This window comes from Bradyrhizobium sp. UFLA05-89, assembly GCF_059803475.1.
Map to the genome: position 1 here is coordinate 15,791 of NZ_JBANBA010000032.1, position 18,302 is coordinate 34,092.

Below are 18,302 nucleotides of genomic sequence, written 5' to 3' on the forward strand. Positions count from 1 at the left end.
ACCTCCGGTCGCTCTGCGCCCGGAGGTTTTTTGTCGCTCAATCGTCGAAGCGTCCGCCGCGGCCGGCCTTGATGTTGCTGCGGCGCTTCTTGCCATCGAGCCGGCGCTGCTTGGAGGCAAAGGTCGGCCGCGTCGCGCGCCGTGGCGTCGGCCGCACCATGGCTTCCTTGAGCATTTCGAGCAGGCGGTCGATCGCATCCTGGCGGTTGCGCTCCTGGGTGCGAAAACGCTGCGCCTGGATCACGATGACGCCGTCCTTGGTCATGCGCTGGCCGGCGAGGCGCGCAAGGCGCAGGGCAGCGTCCTCCGGCAAGGTCAGCTTGCGCGTGTCGAAGCGAAGCTGCGCCGAGGTCGCGACCTTGTTGACGTTCTGCCCGCCCGGGCCGGAGGCGCGCACGAAACCGATCTCGATGTCGTCTTCGTCGATGACGAGATCGCGGGAAATCCGCAGCATGGTGCACCATTCGTGATGCCTCGACCTATCGCGGGCACCCTCATTTGGCAATGCTGCATCATGGAAAATGCGAATGGCCGGGGCAAGCCCGGCCATTCCATGCGAAGATCGCAGGGTCAGTTCGACTTCGGCGCGGTCGCTGCGGCGGGCTGCGCGGCCGCCTGGGGCGCGCGGCCGACGATGACGGTCAGAAGACCCTGGCCCCACAGCCGCTTGGCGGCCCGCTTGGCATCATCCAGTGTCACGGCATCGACGATGGCATTGCGCTTCTCGATGTAGTCGATCGGCAGCTTGTCCTGCTGATATTGCAGCAGCGCCTGGGCGAGCTTGGAGGAGGTGTCGAGCGCCAGCATCTGCGAGCCCTTGAGGTAGGACTTGGCCTCGTCGAGCTCCTTCTGCGTCGGCCCCTCCTCGGCGATGCGGCGCACCTCCTTCTCGATGGCGTCAATGGTGTCGCCGGCGCGGTCGGCGCGCGTGCCGGTGTTGCCGATGAACACGGCCGAGTGCTCCATCCACAACAGCGATTCAAACACCGAATAGGCGAGCCCGCGCTTCTCGCGTACCTCGCGATAGAGCCGGGAGGACAATCCGCCGCCGCCCAGGATGTGGTTGACGACGTAGGCGGCCATGAAGTTCGGATCGCTGCGCTTCACGCCCGGGCCGCCGAAGGTGATCACGGTCTGCGGCACGTCGAGTGGCACGAAGGCGCGCTGCGGCGGCGCGGCTGGCTCGACGTCGGCGACCGGGGTGAGGTTCGCCTTGGCCGGCAGGCTGCCAAAGGTCTTGTCGAGCAGCTTGCCGAGCGTTGCCGGGTCGACGTCGCCGACGACGGCGACCTTCAGCGTGTCCCTGGCGAGGATGCGGCCGACATAGTCCTTCATGTCGGCAACCGTGATGGTCGGCACGCTCTCCAGCGTGCCGCTGGTCTGCCGCCCGTAGGGATGATCGCCGTAGGCGATCTCCAGGAACTTGCGGCTGGCGAGCGCGGTCGGATTGGTGGTGTCGCGGCGCAGGCCCGAGATGACCTGCGAACGGATGCGCTCGACGTCGGCGGTGTCGAAGTGCGGCGAGGTCAGCGCCATCCGCAACAGGTCGAAAGCCTCATCCTTGTTGTCGCGGAGCATGCGCAGGCTGCCGCGGAACGTGTCGCGGCTGGCGTTGAAGGAGAGCTCGATGGCGCGGCGGTCGAGCCGCTCGTGGAAGGTCTTGGAATCGAGATCGCCGGAGCCTTCGTCGAGGAGGTCGCCGACGAGGTTGGCGACGCCCGGCTTGTCCTTGGGGTCCTGCGACGCACCGCCAGCAAAGGAATACTCCATGGCGATCAGCGGCACCGTCGCGTCCTGCACGAACCAGGCTTCGATACCGCCTGGCGAGGTCAAGTGCTGGATCTTGGCCGCGGCCTGCGACGGCGAGATGGACGCCAAAGAGAGCGTCACCGAGGTGACGACGGAGAGCGCGATGCCACGAAGGAAGGGATAGGTCACGAACGCTTCTCCTCGCGCTTGGCGGTGGTGGTGTCCTTGATCAGGTAGCCGGTGACCGAGCGCTTCTTCTCGAGCCACTTTTGCGCGGCGGCGCGCACCTGTTCGGCGGTGACGGCGCGGATGCGATCCGGCCAGCTGCGGATGTCCTCGATGGACAGACCCGTGGTCAGCGCGCCGCCATACCAGCGCGCCAGCACCGCCTGATTGTCCTGGGCGTAGATCGCCTCGGCAATGAGCTGGGTCTTGACCCGCTCGAGATCCTCAGGCCGGATCGGGTTCTGCACGATGTCGGCGATCACGCCGTCGATCACCTGCTCGACCTCAGCGAAGCTGACGCCCTGTCTGGGCGAGGCCGAGATCGCGAACTGGCTCGGGTCGAGCGAGGTGCTCGAATAGCTGGCGCTGGCCGAGACCGCGAGCGGTTTGTCGACGACGAGCGCGCGGTAGAGGTAGGAGTTGCTGCCGCTGCCCATCAGTTGCGCAAGCACGTCGAGCGCAGCGCTCTCGCCGGCCGCCGCCGTGGTTGCCGACGGCACGAGGTAATAGCGGCGCACGCCGGGCTGCTCGACGCGCGGATCGGACAGCGTGACGGTGCGCGGGGCGGCCGGCTCCGGCTCCTGCGGACGGATGCGTTGTGCGGGGATCGCGGGCTGTGCCGGGATCGGGCCGAAATTGCGCTCGACCAGCGGGCGCACGTCGGCGACCTCGACGTCGCCGGCGATCACCAGGATCGCGTTGTTCGGCGCATAGAAGCGGCGGTAGAACGCCAGCGCATCCTCGCGATTGAGCTTCTCGATCTCCTGGTGCCAGCCGATCACTGGCCGGCCGTAGGGATGGTTGAGATAGAGCGCGGCCATGACCTGCTCGTTCAGCCGCGCCTCGGGACTGTTGGCAACACGCATGTTGTATTCCTCGAGCACGACGTCGCGCTCGGGCAGCACGTTCTCGTCCTTGAGCACGAGCCCGGTCATGCGATCGGCTTCGAACTCCATCATGGTCGGTAGCTGCTCGCGCGGAACGCGCTGATAGTAGTTGGTGTAGTCGACGGAGGTGGAGGCGTTCTCGTTGCCGCCGACGCGCAGCACGGTTTGAGAGAATTCGCCGACCGGATGTTTCTCCGTGCCCTTGAACATCAGGTGCTCGAGGAAATGGGCGAGCCCCGATTTGCCGGGCGTCTCGTCGGCCGAGCCGACCTTGTACCAGATCATCTCCGTGACCACGGGCGTGCGGTGGTCGGGAATCACCACGACCTGGAGGCCGTTGCCGAGCGTGAAGCTGCTGGGTGGTGCGGATGTTACCGTTGTCTGGGCAAATGCCCCGCCGGTTGAAAGAGCACAAGTCGAAAGCAACGCGGCGAGGAGGCAGGCAGCCGATCGGTATGAGGACATCACAATCCTTGTGAAAGCCCGGACCCAAATGCCCGGGTGCAAAGCACGGCATGCTACACCGTGCGACCTAGCGCTTTGCGTCACGAAGCAGAGAACGCCGTCATCGTGAAGTTAAAGATAAGTCATGTGCCGCATCCGGCCTACACCGGACGATTGCGGCAGTTCCTCACGAGCACGAAAAGGCGGTAAGAGCGCTATTGCTCTTTTTCCTTGCCGCTTTGCACGTCGTAATACGTCTTCTTGGTTTTGTCCGGTCCCCCGGAACCATAGGCGTAATTCGGCGAGGGCGTCTGGTAACCGGCGGGCGGCTCGGTCAGGGATCCCCGCGGCGGCTCAGACTTGAATTCCGCGGTTTCGTTGCTGCTGCCCTTGAAGAGTTTGAACAGGCCGCCGGTGTAGCCGAGCTGGGCCGGACTCAGGGTCGGATTGTTCTGACTGGGCTGGCCCGGTTCGTTGCTGGTGGTACGGGTGGGGCCGTTCGTCTTGGCCGCATTCATCTCGGCTGGCGTCAGCGGTCGGGCGGCTTCCCACGGCTGCTGGAATTTGGTGCCGGATTTCTTTCTTGCGGCAGCAAGCTCCTTGCGGCGCTTTTCGTCGGGGTCCTTGGGCCAGTTCGGCGCGCTCGCATCGGCCGACGACGCTGGCGGCGGCAGGTCGAGCTTGGGCGGGACCACCAGCGGCGAACGCTCGCGGTATTCGATGCCGGGCTTCTCCAAGCTGCGGCCGCCCTGAGCGCCAAGGCCGGTCATCAGGTTGTCGATGAGCTTTTCCTCGAACGTCCGGTCGTCTTCCTCGTCGTCATCGCCGGCGCGGGCTGCGCCGGCCGTCATCACGAGACCAATGCCGAGTGCGACGGCAGTGAGCTTCAGCGAGCGCAACAGCCCGTGCCTCGGGCTTCGCATCATCCAACCTTTCGGCTCGCTTTCGCGCATCGCTGTACCTGTTCTGTTTCGTAATCGATCGCCGCGCGCAGCGCGGGCCTGCCCTCGCAAGCAAGGTTCCACCGTCCGGGCCCGTATCGGCCGGGATCAGGGCGCTTTTGCGGCGGGTACCCCCAGGAAGGAATCATACAATAGGGCCGCCACCCCAGCAACGATGGCCACGTCCGCGAGGTTAAACACGTACCAATTGTAGGTATTTCCGGCGATTTCGATGTGAAACAGCGCGAAATCGAACACTGCGCCATAGGCCAGACGATCGATGGCATTGCCGATGGCGCCGCCGATAATCAGCCCAAGTGCCACCGTTGCCAGTCGGGTCTGCGCGCGGGTCATCCACACCGCCAGCAGAACCACCGCGACGGCCTTGACTGCCATCAGCGCGATCTGCCCGGCCGCGGCTTCGGTCTGCAGCCAGCCATAGCTGATGCCCTTGTTCCAGGCCGGCATGAGGTCGAAGAACGACGTCAACCTCAGCCCGCCGCGGCGGTCGAGGTCGAACACGTCGAGCAGCCAGAGTTTCGAGGCCTGGTCCAGCACGAGCGAAATCACGGCGGACAGAATGCCGGCGCGGAGAGGGGTCATGGCAAAGCAGCCGCCACGTTCTCCGCCGTCGTCCTGGCGAAAGCCAGGACCCCCGCGCGAGCGCCTTGGGCTCGTCGCGATAACCCCGGGCGGCGGTTGGTGAAAAGACTAGGGGCCATCGACCTTGGTTCGCATCTGACAGCGGTGGTAATGGGTCCTGGCTCCAGTGCGCAATTGCGCACAAGGCCAGGACGACGGTGAGACCTAAACTAGATGCTTATCCCCAACGCCTTCCACTCGCGCAGGGCCTTGGCATCGCGCGGGGTGACGTCGGGATAGTCCGCGTCCTCGCCGACTGTCGGCAGGATCTTCCAGGAGCGGGCGCATTTGGTGCCGACCGCCTTCTCGACCACGACCGCAACGCCGGGAACGGCATCGAGACGGAACGCAGCCGTCGGCGCCTCGCCCTCGCGCACCTCGTAATTCGAGGTGATGCAGACCTCGGCGATATCGACGTCGAACAGCGTCATCTGCGTGTTTCGGTCAGCGATATAGATCACCGGTGATGCTTCGAGCGACGAGCCGATATTCTTGGCCGCGCGCTCGAGCTCCAGCGCGCCGGTGACGACGCGGCGCACGTTGCGGATGGTCTCCCACTTCGCGGCGAGCTCGTCGTCGCGGAAGTTTTCGAGACCTTCGGGGAACAGCGTCAGATGCACCGAGGGCTCGGCGTCCGGCCGGTACATGCGCCATGCCTCCTCGGCGGTGAAGCTCAGGACCGGCGCCAGCCATTTCAGGATCGCGTTGCAGAGCGTATCGATCGTGGTCAGCGCCGCCTTGCGCGTGAGCGATGAGGGTGGATCGCAATAGAGCGTATCCTTGCGGATGTCGAAATAGAACGCCGACAGCTCGCTGTTCAGGAACGCCGACAGCGTCGCGACCACACTCTTGAAGTCGAAGGCTTCATAGGCCTTGCGGATCACATCAGCGCGGACCGCGAGCTCGTGCAGCATCAGCCGCTCGAGCTCGGGCATATCGGCCGGCGCGACCGCGTCGGCTGGCTTGTAGTGATGCAGCGTGCCGAGCATCCAGCGGATGGTATTGCGCAGCTTGCGGTAGGTTTCGACCGTGTTCTTGAGGATCTCCGGACCGATGCGCTGGTCGTCGGTGTAGTCGCAGGACGCTACCCAGAGCCGGAGGATGTCGGCGCCGGACTCCTTGATGACGGCCTGCGGCTCGATCGTGTTGCCGAGTGACTTCGACATCTTGCGGCCGTCCTCGGCCTGGGTGAAGCCGTGAGTCAGCACGATATCGTAGGGCGCGCGTCCGCGGGTGCCGCAGCTCTCGAGCAGCGAGGAGTGGAACCAGCCGCGATGCTGGTCCGAGCCCTCGAGATACATCACCGTGTCCGTGCCGCCGTCGACCTTGCGCGTGATGCCGGCAAGGCCCGGGAAGTGCACGGGATCTTCCAGCACGAAGGCATGCGTCGAGCCTGAATCGAACCAGACATCGAGGATGTCGTCGACCTTCTTCCAGTCCTCATTGGCACGGCTCCCGAGGAAACGCTCGCGGGCGCCGTCCATGTACCACGCATCCGCGCCTTCCTTCTCGAAGGCGTCGCCGATGCGCGTGTTGACGGCCTCGTCCTGAAGAATCTCGGCCGAGCCGTCTCCCTTCTCGCGGACGAACACCGCGATCGGCACGCCCCAGGCGCGCTGGCGCGAGATCACCCAGTCGGGGCGCGCCTCGATCATGCCGTTGATGCGGTTCTCGCCCGACGGCGGCACCCATTGCGTCACCGAGATCGCGTGCAGCGCGCGGGCGCGCAGCGTGTCGCCGGACTTCGCGTTGCCGCCGGTCGCGATGTCCTTATCCATCGCGATGAACCATTGCGGCGTGTTGCGGAAGATCACCGGCTTCTTGGAGCGCCAGGAATGCGGATATTGATGCTTGAGCCGGCCGCGCGCGAGCAGCTTGCCGGCGTCAACCAGCGCCTTGATCACGGCGTCGTTGGCGTCACCCTTCTCGCCCTTGTCGTTGATGACGCGCTTGCCGGTAAAGCCCGGCGCATGGTCGGTGTAGGCGCCGTTCTCGTCGACGGTGTAGGGGATCGCGGTCGGGATGCCGCGCGCATCCAGCTCGCGCGTGTTCGCCGTCCAGACGTCAAAGTCCTCGCGGCCGTGGCTCGGCGCCGTGTGCACGAAGCCGGTGCCGGTGTCGTCGGTGACGTGATCGCCGGGCAAGAGCGGCACGGTGAATTCGTAGCCGCCGCCAAGCCCCTTCAACGGGTGGGCGCACTCGATCGCGTCCATCGTGTCGCCAGGGATGTCGCGGACTTTCTTGAAGGCGGTCACGCGCGCCTGCTTGAACACTTCATCCGCGAGTGCGTCCCCAAGGATCAGGTGGTCGCCAGTCTTGGCCCAATTGCCGGCGGGCGCGTCCGTGACCTCAAAGAGGCCGTAGGCGATCTTCGGCGAGAACGAGATGGCGCGGTTGCCGGGCAACGTCCAGGGCGTGGTGGTCCAGATCACGACGCTTGCGGAGGCGAGCGCGCCATGCGCGGGCGAGGCGACCGGGAATTTCACCCACACCATGTCCGAGGTGTAGTCCTCATACTCGACCTCGGCCTCCGCAAGCGCGGTCTTCTCGACCACACTCCACATCACCGGCTTGGAGCCGCGATAGAGCGTGCCGTTGGCGGCGAACTTCATCAATTCACGCGCGATCTGGGCTTCCGCCGGATAGCTCATGGTGGCGTAGGGGTGGGCCCAGTCGCCGATCACGCCGAGACGCTTGAATTCTTCGCGCTGCACGTTGAGCCAGTGCGTCGCATAGGCGCGGCATTCTTTGCGGAAGTCGACCATCGCCGCCGAGTCGCGAAAATCGGGCTTCTGCTTGCCCTTCTTGCGATAATGCTCCTCCTCGACCTTCCACTCGATCGGCAGGCCGTGGCAGTCCCAGCCGGGCACGTAGTTGGAATCGAACCCGAGCATCTGCTCGCTCTTGGTGACGAGATCCTTGAGGATCTTGTTCAGCGCCGTGCCGATGTGGATGTTGCCGTTGGCATAGGGCGGGCCGTCATGCAGCACGAACTTGTCGCGGCCCTTCGCGGTCTCGCGCAGCTTCTCGTAGAGGCCGATCTCGTACCAGCGCTTGAGGATCTCCGGCTCGCGCTGCGGCAGGCCGGCGCGCATCGGGAATTCCGTCTGCGGCAGGAACAGGGTTTTTGAATAGTCTTTGGCTTCGGACTTTTGCGGCTTTTCGGACATGAATGATCTGGCTCGGAAGGGCGCGGAGGAATGCGATCACGATCGCGGGGTGAAACGACGAAATCCCGGTCTTGCGCCGAGCCAAAGCTCAGACGGAAGCCGGGCCGCTAATCCCTATGATGCGCCGCGCAAACATGGGCTCTCCATAGCAGCCGGGCGGCCAAATCGCAAAGGGCCGGGATGGGCCCCGTTTTGGGGCCTCAGTCGATGCTTCCCAGCTCCGGGAAGGCGTCGGGGGCGGCCGCCAGCAGGGCCCTCGCGCGGGCAGAGTCCTCGTCCATCTGGCGGATCAGTGGCTCGATTCCGTCGAACTTCAGTTCCTCGCGAATGAAGCCGACGAACGCGCAATCGAGCTCTTGCCCGTAGAGGTCGCCCTTGAAGTCGAACAGGAAGATTTCCAGCAGCGGCGCGCCATTATCGAATGTCGGACGCCGGCCGAAGCTTGCGACCCCCTCCAGCCGCTCGGCCCCGCGACCGACCCGGACCGCGTAGATGCCGTGCTTGAGGGCGCAATTGGCGTCGAGGCGGATATTGGCGGTGGGATAGCCGAGGTCGCGGCCGCGCTTCTCGCCGTGGATGACCTTGCCGGTCACGAACCAGGGCGCGCCCAGCATGGTCGTGGCCTCAATGAGCTGGCCTTCGGCGAGCGCGGTGCGGATCGCGCTGGAGGAGACCGGCCGCTCGTCGATATCGACATGCGGCTGGACGTCGACCTCGATACCGAGCCGGGGCGCCTCATTGACCAGCAGGCTCGGCGAGCCGACCCGGCCCTTGCCGAAATGAAAGTCGTAGCCGACCGCGATCCCGCTGACCCCGAGCCGCCCGATCAGGTCATGGTGAATGAAATCCTGTGCTGATGTCCCGGCGCGGGTCTTGTCGAAGGTCATGACCACGGCCCCGGCAAGCCCGGTGCCGGCCAGGAGCCGCAGCTTGGCTCGCTCATCCGTGAGGCGGAATTGCGGGGTATTGGGGCTGAAAAACCGTCGCGGATGCGGCTCGAACGTCAGCGCCAATGCCGGCCGGTTGTGCGTCCGGCCCATCTCCAGCGCAGCCGCAATCACCGCCCGATGGCCGAGATGAACGCCGTCGAAATTGCCCATGGCGACCACGGCCCCCCTTGGAATTGCATGAACCGGCGTGGAATCGCGGATAACAGTAAAATGCGGAGCCATCAGGGGAATTCTCTGGGGCAGGCGGATCGGCCCGGGACCGTGACGTGACGCGCCAGGCGAAGTCAAGCGGGGGATGCGGCCGCATTGCACGACATTTCGGGGCTCTCCGGCGATAGCCGATTAACGCGCTGTTTAACGCCTTGGTGCTAGTCCTTTGACATGGAACTGTGGGGCGTCGGGCCTGGCAGTTCGATCGTTAATATTTTCCTGTTGCGTTTGGGGGAGTCGAGATGGCGGTTGATTTGTCGATGCCGGTTCTGGTGGTGGATGACTACAGCACCATGATCCGCATCATTCGGAATCTGCTGAAGCAGCTTGGCTTCGAGAATATCGACGACGCCAGCGACGGCTCGGCGGCGCTGAACAAGATGCGCGGCAAGAAGTACGGGCTCGTGATTTCCGACTGGAACATGGAGCCGATGACGGGCTACGACCTCCTGCGCGAAGTGCGGGCCGATCCCAACCTCGCCACCACGCCTTTCATCATGATCACGGCGGAATCCAAGACCGAGAACGTGATCGCGGCCAAGAAGGCCGGCGTGAACAACTATATCGTCAAGCCGTTCAACGCGGCGACGCTGAAGACCAAGATCGAAGCGGTCTTCCCGGACATGGCCAGCGCGTAGGGCGCGCTACGAACTATCAGGTGAATTCGCAGGCCCGGGCTCGCCCGGGCCTTTGCTTTGGGCACCGTCATTCCGGGGCGATGCGTAGCATCGAGCCCGGAATCTCGAGATTCCGGGTTCGCCCTTCAGGCGCCCCGGAATGACGGTCATGCATTTACCACTTCAATTCGCGCATCAGCGCCTTCGGCGGATGGCCAAACAGCTCCAGCACCGATGCCGGATCGAGCTGGTCGAGGCCCTCGAACTCCTCGGAATGGATACCGCGGGTGACGAACAGGCAGTCGATGCCGAACTCGCGCGCGCCCGTCAAGTCGGTGCGCACGGAATCGCCGATCGCCAAGACCTTCTTGCGATCGATCTGGTGGCCCTGGCGCTCGCCGGCGAGCGCCATCGCGCGCTCGTAGATCGGCCGGTGCGGCTTGCCGTAGAAGATCACCTCGCCGCCGAGTTCGCGGTAGAGCTCGGCGATGGCGCCGGCGCAATAGATCAGCCGGTCGCCGCGCTCGACGACAATATCGGGGTTGGCGCAGACCAGCACGAGCTTGCGCTCGCGCGCCTTCAGCATCATGCCCCGATAATCCTCCGCCGACTCGGTCTCGTCATCATAGAGGCCGGTGCAGACGATGTAGTCGGCGTCCTCCAGTGGCGCGAGCACCGCGTCGAGCCCGCGATGGATCGAGCTGTCGCGCTCGGGGCCAAGCCAGAACAATTTTCGACCGGGATGATCGGCGACATAGAGCCGCGTCAGATCGCCCGAGGAGACGATGGCGTCATAGGTCTCGTCGGCAACGCCGAGCTTGCGCAACTGTCGCTGCACCGAATCCGCTGGTCGAGGCGCGTTGGTGATCAGGACGACCGTACCGCCCTGCTGCCGGAAATTGTGCAGCGCCTCGCAGGCTTCGGGAAAGGACTCGAGCCCATTATGGACCACGCCCCAGATGTCGCTGAGGACGACGTCAACGCCCACGACGAGCTCGCGAAGGCTCTCGACGAAATGCAGCGTGGTCATGACGCGGACGGCCGGTCAGATGCGGCGCGCGAGCGCGGCATTACCGGTGATGCGCTGTGACGGCGGCACGGAAGCCGGTTCGCCTGAGCTGGACAGGGCGGAGCCATTGGATACCTGTTGCTGCGCCTGGTCCGGCGCGGCTCCGGCGGTAGCAGATGCACCTTCCGGCCGCAATGGCCGGGGCGGCGCGAACAGGAAACCCTGGCCGAACCGCACATCATAGTCGAGCAAGTCAACCACCGCGCGCTCGCCCTCGATCCGCTCGGCGATGAGGTCGATGCCGAAGCGGCCGAGCAGGTCGGAGAGGTCGGACGGATGGATGTCCGAGGTCGAGGCCTGCTTGGGATCGAGCAGCAGCGCGGCCGGCACCTTGATGAAGCGCACGCCGCGGTCGGCGAGCTCGCGCGGCTCGATGCGCAGGTCAGTAACGTGGTCGATCGAGAAGCGGAAGCCGCGCTGGGCGAGCGCTGCCAGGTTCTCGGTCTCGGCGGGGCCGAGGTTGCGGAACGTCGACTGCTTGAACTCGAGCACCAGCGAGGGCGCGAGCGCCCGGTTGGCTTCGAGGAAGTCGAGGCATTGCGCAAAGGTGGTGGAATTGCCGAGCGTGGAGGCGGCGACGTTGCAGAACACGCCGACGTCCTTGTTGCGCACCATCAGCCGGCGCAGCACCTGCACACAGCGCAGCATCACCATGTTGTCGATGCGCCCGATGAGCCCCGAGGCTTCCGCGATGCTGATGAACTCCTCGGCGGCGATGAGCTGGTCGCGCTCGTCGCGCACCCGCGTCACCGCCTCGTAGAAGCGGACCTTGCGCTGCGGCAGCGTCACCATCGGCTGGAGGAAAATGTCGATGCGGTTCTCGTCGATCGCGCTGCGCAGCGTCGCGAGCAGTTGCGTCTGGTTGCGGGCGGTGGCGGGCGCGACGGGCGCGCTCGGCGGTGCCGGTGGAACCGGCCGCGGCGCGGCTGGCCGAGGTTCGGGAGCAGCCAACAACTCATGCGCGGCAGTTTCGGTTTCCGGCTGCGTGGCGGAAGCGGGCAAGGCCGTCGCCAGCAGGTCCTCATGCGTCGCCACGGTGGCGGCAAGCTGCTTGACCAGGCCGCCGAGCTCGCTGATCTCGCCGACCACCGACTGGACGCGGTCCGCGTTGGTGGAATTGGCGGACGCGACGCGTCCCTCGACCGCTGCGAGCCGGCGGCCGAATTCGGCGACCTGACGGGCGAGATCGGCGGTGCCGCGCGACAGATCGGCGATCTGGCCGCCGACGTCGCTGCGGTCGCGCAGCCGCATCGAGACCGCGTTGTACAGGATCAGGAAGGTCAGCGCGGTCAGCGCCACGATCGCGGACTCAGTTCCGCTGATGCCGGCCACCGAATGCAGGACGAGGCCGAGCGAGGCTGCGACCAGCACCATACAGATGGCGATGAAGATCGTCGAAATGCGAATCATGCCGCGCGCTACGCCCTCAAGTGCTGACTGCCCCACCCGGGAAAACACGGGCACGTCCCTGGCACGCTCTTGTTAAACGCCCCCCAAGCGAGAGTGACCTTAGCATCATTGTTGATTCGCGGGGATAGGCCGTGGTCGCGCTCTAGGTGAGACCGGCGCGGCGAAAGCCTTCCAGGTAGCGGTCGCGGTCGGTCGCGAGCTGGATCGGCATGAACTCGGCGATCCAGGCGAGCGAGACGTTCGGCTGGGCCCTGCGCAGCTCCTGCAGTGCGGAGCGGGCAAGGTCGGCGTGCCCGGCCATGCCGGCCGCCGAGGTCAGCACCCTGTGCGCGCCGACGAAGTCGCTGCGCTGTCGCAAGGCCTCATGCGCGAGCCGGATCGCCTCCTCATAATCGCCGCCGAGGAAGCGGGCATAGGCCTCGATGCCGAAATAGACCGGCGCATAGGGATCGCGCGGGCTGAGGCGGATGGCGCGGCGGGCCGCCTCGTCGGCATCCTGCCAGCGACCGCAATAGCTGAGCGCCAGCCCGTAATAGCCCTGCGCCAGCGCGAAGCTCGGATTAAGCCGCAACGCGGTTTCGAATTCGGCGAGCGAATCCTCGAAACGTCGTGCAAACAGATGGACGTGACCGAGCGCGTTGTGCGCCCAGGGATCCTCGTCGTCGGCCCGGATCGCGACGAGTGCGGCGCGCTCGGCGATCGGCATCGCGGCGGCCATGTCCATCCAGCCCATATGGGCCGTGAACATGTAGCTGGTTCCGAGCAGGCCCAGCGCCTTGCCATAGTTCGGGTCGAGCGCGATGGCCTTCTCCAGCAGGGCCTGCGCGAGCACGTGGTCCTGCCGCGTCACGCGCCAGTAGTGCGAGAGTGCGCGCATCAGCAGGTCCCACGCATCCATGCTGTCGGGTGGTTTGTGCTGGGTGCGAAAATTCTCCGCCGCGTAGAGCTGCGGCTCGATCGCGGCGACGATGGCTTCCGTGATCTCGTCCTGCACCGCGAACACGTCGGCGAGCTCGCGATCGTAGCGTTCCGCCCAGAGATGGCTGCCGGTCGCGACGTCGTTGAGCTGCGCAGTGATGCGCACGCGGTCGCCGCCCTTGCGCACGCTCCCTTCGACGACGTAGCGGACGCCAAGCTCGTCCGCGACCTGCCGAAGGTGAACCGTCCGGCCCTTGTAAATGAAGGAGGAGTTACGCGCGATCACGAAGAACCAGCGCAGCTTCGACAGCGCCGTGATGATGTCCTCGCTGATGCCGTCGGAAAAATACTCCTGCTCGGCATCGCCGCTCATATTGGTGAACGGCAGCACGGCGATTGCCGGCCGGTCTGGCAGCGGCTGGGCGGATGGCTGCTTCCGCCCGGCTGGCGCCGCCGAAGCGTCAGCCTTGCTCGTTTCGACGACGTCACCGACGAAGCGCACGCCCTTGCGCGCCACGGTGCGGATCAGCCGTTGCTCCTCGCCGGTGTCGTTGATCGCGCGCCGTGCCGCGTTGATGCGGCTCGCGAGCGTGGAGTCCGAGACAACGCGCCCGTTCCACACCGCATCGAGCAGATTGTCGCGCGTCACCACGCGGTCGCGGTTGCGGATCAGATGGATCAGGAGATCGAACACCTGCGGCTCGAGCGCGACGAGGCTGTCCGCGCGCCGCAACTCCCGGCGCTCGGGATCCAGCGAAAAAACCTCGAACTGGAACGCCACGCCCGGCTCCCGCTCAGAAATCAAGGCGCTCTCAACGTAAAATAACGGCACTCTCAAAGCCAGTCACGGGTCTGCGCTCTATCGTCCCGGCATCTTCAACCGGAGGAAATTGCCATGTCGACAGCCGCAGCACTCAGCAAGCCCGCCGCCGCCCAGCCGGACCTCGCCGCGCTCAAGCAGCGCCAGCACGGCGCCTGGTCGTCCGGCGACTATGCCGTCGTTGGCACCACCTTGCAGATCGTCGGCGAGCAGCTCTGCGAGGCGCTCGACCTGCGCGCCGGCAGCAAGGTGCTCGACGTTGCCGCCGGCAACGGCAACGCGACGCTTGCCGCCGCCCGCCGCTGGTGCGATGTCACCTCGACCGATTACGTGCCGGCGCTGCTCGAGCGCGGCCGCGAGCGCGCGGCGGCCGAGCGGCTGACCGTTACATTCGGTGAGGCGGACGCCGAGGCGCTGCCGTTCGCAGATGCCTCGTTCGACGCGGTGCTTTCGACCTTCGGCGTCATGTTCACGCCCAATCAGGACAAGGCGGCTTCCGAGCTTGCGCGAGTGTGCCGGCCAGGCGGCAAGATCGGGCTCGCCAACTGGACGCCGCAGGGTTTTATCGGGCAGCTCTTCAAGACGCTCGGCAAGCACCTGCCGCCGCCGGCCGGGGTGAAATCGCCGGCGCTGTGGGGCACGAAGGCCCGGCTCGAAGAGATGTTCGGCGGCCAAGCCTCGGAGATCGTCGCCGAGCCGCGAATGTTCGTGTTCCGCTACCGTTCGCCCGAGCACTGGCTCGACGTTTTCAAGTCGTTCTATGGGCCCATGCTGAAGGCATTCGCCGCGCTCGACGACAACGGCCAGGCGGCACTGCGCCGCGATCTCCTGGGCCTCGTCGGTGAGTTCAACCACGCCGCTGACGGCACGGTGGTCGTGCACAGCGAATATCTGGAAGCGGTGATTACGAAGCGCTAAGCGCGGAAAAGATTTGATCGGGCCGGAGCACATCCGGCCTGATCACGCGACTAGGATGGCGCGGCTGCGCCGACCGTATCGGCCGAGACGGCTTCCCGGCTGCCGAGCGGCTTGGGCTTGCCCGTCGTCGTATCCCGCAAGGTCTGCCGCTCGATCTCCGAGTTCAGCTCGGCCCCGAACATGATGACGATGGCGGACATCCACATCCACATCATCAACCCGATCGCGGCTCCCAGCGAGCCGTAGGTGGCGTTGTAATTGGCGAATTCCGAGAGATACCAGGAGAGCAGCGCCGAGCCGGCGATCCACAGGACGGATGCCGTCACCGCGCCGATGCTGAGCCATTCCCAGCGCGCGGCGTCGCGGCTGGGCGCGAAGCGGTAGAGGATGGCAAGCGCCACCAGCAGGATGACGAACAGCAGCGGCCATCGCGCCATCGCGACGATCAGCTTGCTCTCCGGAGCGAGGCCGAGATGGTTCAGCGCGAGCGGGAAGGCGACCACGGCGCCGACCATCAGCAGGAGCGCGGCAATGCTGCCGACCGTGAAAGCCAGCGACACCAGATTGAGCCGGATGAAGCTGCGCTTCTCGCGTTCCTCATAGGCGACGTTGAGCGCGTCGATGATGGATTTGACGCCGGCATTGGCGCTCCAGATCGCGAGCACGAGGCCGAACAGGAAGGTGGCGCCAAGCGCCGTGTTACCCTTCGATACCACCCGTCCGATCTGGTCTTCGATGATCTGGAATGTGCCTTCGGGCAACATCATCGCGAGGGTCTGGAGGTTGGCGCTGATCGTCGAGGGGTTGGCGAACAGCCCATAGAAGGAGACGAATGCGGTAACGGCGGGAAAAATGGCAAGCAGTCCGAAGAAGACCACGCCGCCTGCGGTTGCGAGCAAGCGATCCTCGTCGATGCGTTGGTAGGTGCGCCAGAGGATGTCCTTCCAGCCGGCAACGGGGATCCCAAACGGGCTTTCGGACCGGCGGCCATGGCCGCCCTGCAAAGCGGCGCGAGCGGGATGGGTTTCGGGTGAGTTGCCTTCTGCATTGCGGCGGTCATCGAGATCTGCGGATCGCGGCGAGACGTAGCCCTGAAAGTACCGTTCCGCCGTCAGCACCAATACCGTCGTGGCGGCGACAAGCAGCCAGTCGTCGAGCTGCTGGGAGCGCCGCGGCAGCATCATGCGTCCAATCGATGGCTGCGGCGCCTCCGGCGCGCCGCGGTCACCAACAGCCCGATGGCTGCGAGCATCAGGCCGAGCTGCACCGGGCGGTTGCCGCGGGCTGGCGAACCGCCGTTGCGATGGCCCTTTTCGCCCGGCGCGAGTGGCACCAGTGGGATCGTGGTCGCGACCTCCTTCATGGCCTCCTTGACCGTTCCGCGCGGAATCCGGGGCGTGGCAATCGCAACCCGCAGCCGGCTTGCAAGCGGCACCACCGTTTTGGGCCGGCGCTTGACCTGGGCCATTGCGACGCCGGCACAGACCGCCGCCAGCACCAGGAGCACGACGCCGACGGCGCCGAAGGCCCAGAACATTCCGAATGTAAGCTCGACCCAGCGGAACAGCGCCATCAGCCCGACGAAGAAGGCGGCGATGACGAACAGGCCAGCGACGGCGAAGAGGCCGGCGGCGACCGCATAGGACGTCGCCTTGCCGGTGGCCTGACTGGTTCGGTCGCGTAAATACGACCGGGTGGCGCGCTTGAGGTGGTTGAGCTTGAGCGCCATTCCGGCGCGCAGCAATTCGCCCGATGGCGCAAGCATGCGAAACATCCTCCAGCGGCCGCGGCTGATAGCTTTGTTGGTGGATGAACGTGGAGGCGTTTGACTTGTTCCGGCAACCGCTCGCGTCAGCCGAGATCGGCGGCCGCGATCCAGAACACCTCGCCCTCGGAGTCTTCGGTGTCGAGCCAGAGCAGCGGCAGTTCGGGGAACGCCTCATCGATCCGCTCGCGGCCGCGGCCGATCTCGCATAGCAATCCACCCTCGGGCGTGAGGTAGCGAGGTGCGTCGTGCAGGATGCGGCGCACGACGTCGAGCCCGTCGGCGCCGCCATCGAAGGCGAGCTTCGGCTCGGCGCGGCATTCCGGCGGCAGTGACGCCATCCCTTCTGCGTCGACGTAAGGCGGGTTGGAGATGATCAGGTCGTAGCGCGCGTTGCCGAGCGGCGCGAACAGGTCGCCGCGATGGAGTGTGACGCGGTCTTCGAGACCGTAGTCGGCGACATTGCGCGCGGCAACCTCGATCGCCCCTTTGGAGATGTCGACGGCATCGACTTGCGCATTCGGGAAGTGCTGCGCAGCGAGGATCGCAAGGCAGCCGGAGCCCGTGCAGAGATCGAGCACGCGCTCCACAGCGACCGGGTCGTCGATCAGCGAGCCGACCTCGCCGTCACCGCCGAGATGCGAATCCAGGAGCTCCCCAATGAAGGAGCGCGGCACGATCACGCGCTCGTCGACGTAGAAGGGCAGGCCGCGCATGTAGATCTTGTTGACGAGATAGGCGGCCGGCTTGCGCGTGCTGACGCGCGTGTCGATCAACGCAAGGATGGACTTGCCCTCGGCCGCGGTAACGCGGGCATTGGCGAAGATCTCGAACTGCTCGGGATTGAGGTGCAGTGCCTCGCAAACCAGGAAAGCGGCTTCCGCCACCGGATCCGTCGTGCCATGCGCGAAGGCGAGCTTGGTTTCGACGAAGCGGCTCACCGCATAGCGGACGAAATCGAGCAGCGTCAGGAGCTCGCCGGCGCCGACCTTCGCAAGCTTTGGTGCGGCGCGGCCGCGCGTGGTCTTCTTGGATGCTTTTGCCATCAGGATTTGGTCCAGCGTGCGGCGGCCTGATCGTCGCGGGTATTGGCCTCGACCCAGCCGGTGCCGGTTGCGCTTTCTTCCTTCTTCCAGAACGGCGCGCTGGTTTTCAGGTAATCCATCAAAAACTCGGCCGCCTGGAATGCCGCCTGGCGATGCTGCGAGGCAGTCACCACCAGCACGATGTTTGCGCCGGGCGTGATCCGGCCGACGCGATGGATCACGGTGACGCCGTCGAGCGGCCAGCGCGCAATGGCCTCGTCGACGTGGCGCTTGATCTCCTCTTCCGCCATGCCCGGATAATGTTCCAGCGTCAGCGCCGAAATCTTCGCGCTGTCCTCGTCACCGCGACAGATGCCGGAGAAGCTCACGACCGCACCGATGTCGGTGCGACCGTTCGTCAGCGCGGCGATCTCGCGCGCGACGTCGAAATCGTCTTGCTGGATGCGGATGGTGACGGGGCCGGTCATGCTTGCAGCGTCGAAGGCGTCAAACCTCTCCCATGGGGAGAGGCCGCGAAGGCG

General features: G+C 65.6%; 16 protein-coding genes. 2 read left to right on the forward strand and 14 right to left on the reverse strand.

Annotation, left to right across the window (positions count from 1 at the left end; genetic code table 11):
• Positions 1–37: 37 nt before the first annotated feature.
• The 7 genes from arfB to SO139_RS18560 all read right to left on the reverse strand — a co-directional run bounded on the left by arfB (position 38) and on the right by SO139_RS18560 (position 9,230).
• The gene (gene arfB, locus SO139_RS18530; protein WP_449382808.1) at positions 38–454 is read right to left on the reverse strand and encodes an alternative ribosome rescue aminoacyl-tRNA hydrolase ArfB; all 417 of its coding nucleotides are present in this window, start codon (positions 452–454) and stop codon (positions 38–40) included.
• Positions 455–570: 116 nt separating this feature from the next.
• The gene (locus SO139_RS18535; protein WP_449382809.1) at positions 571–1,938 is read right to left on the reverse strand and encodes a M16 family metallopeptidase; all 1,368 of its coding nucleotides are present in this window, start codon (positions 1,936–1,938) and stop codon (positions 571–573) included.
• Positions 1,935–3,326, reverse strand: a complete 1,392-nt coding sequence (locus SO139_RS18540) for a M16 family metallopeptidase (RefSeq protein WP_449382810.1) — start codon at positions 3,324–3,326, stop codon at positions 1,935–1,937. The genes SO139_RS18535 and SO139_RS18540 overlap by 4 nt, the downstream gene beginning before the upstream one ends.
• Before the next feature lie 194 nt (positions 3,327–3,520).
• Positions 3,521–4,258 (reverse strand): hypothetical protein, encoded by a 738-nt coding sequence (locus SO139_RS18545; protein ID WP_449382811.1) that lies wholly within the window; start codon positions 4,256–4,258, stop codon positions 3,521–3,523.
• 96 nt (positions 4,259–4,354) lie between these two features.
• On the reverse strand, positions 4,355–4,849 hold the full coding sequence (lspA, locus tag SO139_RS18550) for a signal peptidase II (protein ID WP_449382812.1): 495 nt from the start codon (positions 4,847–4,849) through the stop codon (positions 4,355–4,357).
• 209 nt (positions 4,850–5,058) lie between these two features.
• The gene (gene ileS, locus SO139_RS18555; protein ID WP_449382813.1) at positions 5,059–8,058 is read right to left on the reverse strand and encodes an isoleucine--tRNA ligase; all 3,000 of its coding nucleotides are present in this window, start codon (positions 8,056–8,058) and stop codon (positions 5,059–5,061) included.
• Between the two features lie 200 nt (positions 8,059–8,258).
• Positions 8,259–9,230, reverse strand: coding sequence for a bifunctional riboflavin kinase/FAD synthetase (locus SO139_RS18560; protein WP_449382814.1), 972 nt, complete (start codon positions 9,228–9,230; stop codon positions 8,259–8,261).
• 230 nt (positions 9,231–9,460) lie between these two features.
• Between SO139_RS18560 and SO139_RS18565 the strand changes: the two genes are divergently transcribed.
• On the forward strand, positions 9,461–9,856 hold the full coding sequence (locus SO139_RS18565; protein WP_008567674.1) for a response regulator: 396 nt from the start codon (positions 9,461–9,463) through the stop codon (positions 9,854–9,856).
• 154 nt (positions 9,857–10,010) lie between these two features.
• On the opposite strand, the gene SO139_RS18570 is transcribed toward SO139_RS18565, so the two are convergent.
• The 3 genes from SO139_RS18570 to SO139_RS18580 form a co-directional block, all read right to left on the reverse strand.
• Positions 10,011–10,865: a TIGR01459 family HAD-type hydrolase gene (locus SO139_RS18570; RefSeq protein WP_449382815.1), complete on the reverse strand. Its 855-nt coding sequence runs from the start codon at positions 10,863–10,865 to the stop codon at positions 10,011–10,013.
• Between the two features lie 15 nt (positions 10,866–10,880).
• Positions 10,881–12,314, reverse strand: a complete 1,434-nt coding sequence (locus tag SO139_RS18575; protein WP_474798315.1) for an EAL domain-containing protein — start codon at positions 12,312–12,314, stop codon at positions 10,881–10,883.
• A 142-nt stretch (positions 12,315–12,456) separates the two neighbouring features.
• Positions 12,457–14,013, reverse strand: coding sequence for a winged helix-turn-helix domain-containing protein (locus SO139_RS18580; RefSeq protein WP_449382834.1), 1,557 nt, complete (start codon positions 14,011–14,013; stop codon positions 12,457–12,459).
• 114 nt (positions 14,014–14,127) lie between these two features.
• On the opposite strand from SO139_RS18580, the gene SO139_RS18585 reads away from it, so the two are divergent.
• The gene (locus SO139_RS18585; protein ID WP_449382817.1) at positions 14,128–14,970 is read left to right on the forward strand and encodes a class I SAM-dependent methyltransferase; all 843 of its coding nucleotides are present in this window, start codon (positions 14,128–14,130) and stop codon (positions 14,968–14,970) included.
• A gap of 50 nt (positions 14,971–15,020) precedes the next feature.
• Here SO139_RS18585 and SO139_RS18590 read toward each other — a convergent pair whose 3' ends face one another.
• The 4 genes from SO139_RS18590 to SO139_RS18605 all read right to left on the reverse strand — a co-directional run bounded on the left by SO139_RS18590 (position 15,021) and on the right by SO139_RS18605 (position 18,248).
• The gene (locus tag SO139_RS18590) at positions 15,021–16,151 is read right to left on the reverse strand and encodes a YihY/virulence factor BrkB family protein (RefSeq protein ID WP_449382835.1); all 1,131 of its coding nucleotides are present in this window, start codon (positions 16,149–16,151) and stop codon (positions 15,021–15,023) included.
• The gene (locus SO139_RS18595; protein ID WP_449382818.1) at positions 16,151–16,735 is read right to left on the reverse strand and encodes a phage holin family protein; all 585 of its coding nucleotides are present in this window, start codon (positions 16,733–16,735) and stop codon (positions 16,151–16,153) included. Before SO139_RS18595 ends, SO139_RS18590 begins: the two co-directional genes overlap by 1 nt.
• 86 nt (positions 16,736–16,821) lie before the next feature.
• Entirely contained in the window at positions 16,822–17,781 is a 960-nt protein-coding gene (gene prmB, locus SO139_RS18600; RefSeq protein WP_449382819.1) for a 50S ribosomal protein L3 N(5)-glutamine methyltransferase, read from the reverse strand.
• On the reverse strand, positions 17,781–18,248 hold the full coding sequence (locus tag SO139_RS18605; protein WP_449382820.1) for a molybdenum cofactor biosynthesis protein MoaE: 468 nt from the start codon (positions 18,246–18,248) through the stop codon (positions 17,781–17,783). The genes prmB and SO139_RS18605 overlap by 1 nt, the downstream gene beginning before the upstream one ends.
• Between the last annotated feature and the right edge of the window lie 54 nt (positions 18,249–18,302).

Coding starts and splice junctions, on each gene's coding strand:
- ileS (WP_449382813.1), bottom strand. CDS start 8,058: ATGTCCGAAAAGCCGCAAAAGTCCGAAGCCAAAGACTATTCAAAAACC.
- SO139_RS18595 (WP_449382818.1), bottom strand. CDS start 16,735: ATGCTTGCGCCATCGGGCGAATTGCTGCGCGCCGGAATGGCGCTCAAG.
- SO139_RS18560 (WP_449382814.1), bottom strand. CDS start 9,230: ATGGCTCCGCATTTTACTGTTATCCGCGATTCCACGCCGGTTCATGCA.
- SO139_RS18570 (WP_449382815.1), bottom strand. CDS start 10,865: ATGACCACGCTGCATTTCGTCGAGAGCCTTCGCGAGCTCGTCGTGGGC.
- arfB (WP_449382808.1), bottom strand. CDS start 454: ATGCTGCGGATTTCCCGCGATCTCGTCATCGACGAAGACGACATCGAG.
- SO139_RS18605 (WP_449382820.1), bottom strand. CDS start 18,248: ATGACCGGCCCCGTCACCATCCGCATCCAGCAAGACGATTTCGACGTC.
- lspA (WP_449382812.1), bottom strand. CDS start 4,849: ATGACCCCTCTCCGCGCCGGCATTCTGTCCGCCGTGATTTCGCTCGTG.
- SO139_RS18590 (WP_449382835.1), bottom strand. CDS start 16,151: ATGCTGCCGCGGCGCTCCCAGCAGCTCGACGACTGGCTGCTTGTCGCC.
- SO139_RS18565 (WP_008567674.1), top strand. CDS start 9,461: ATGGCGGTTGATTTGTCGATGCCGGTTCTGGTGGTGGATGACTACAGC.
- prmB (WP_449382819.1), bottom strand. CDS start 17,781: ATGGCAAAAGCATCCAAGAAGACCACGCGCGGCCGCGCCGCACCAAAG.
- SO139_RS18575 (WP_474798315.1), bottom strand. CDS start 12,314: ATGATTCGCATTTCGACGATCTTCATCGCCATCTGTATGGTGCTGGTC.
- SO139_RS18545 (WP_449382811.1), bottom strand. CDS start 4,258: ATGCGCGAAAGCGAGCCGAAAGGTTGGATGATGCGAAGCCCGAGGCAC.
- SO139_RS18540 (WP_449382810.1), bottom strand. CDS start 3,326: ATGTCCTCATACCGATCGGCTGCCTGCCTCCTCGCCGCGTTGCTTTCG.
- SO139_RS18585 (WP_449382817.1), top strand. CDS start 14,128: ATGTCGACAGCCGCAGCACTCAGCAAGCCCGCCGCCGCCCAGCCGGAC.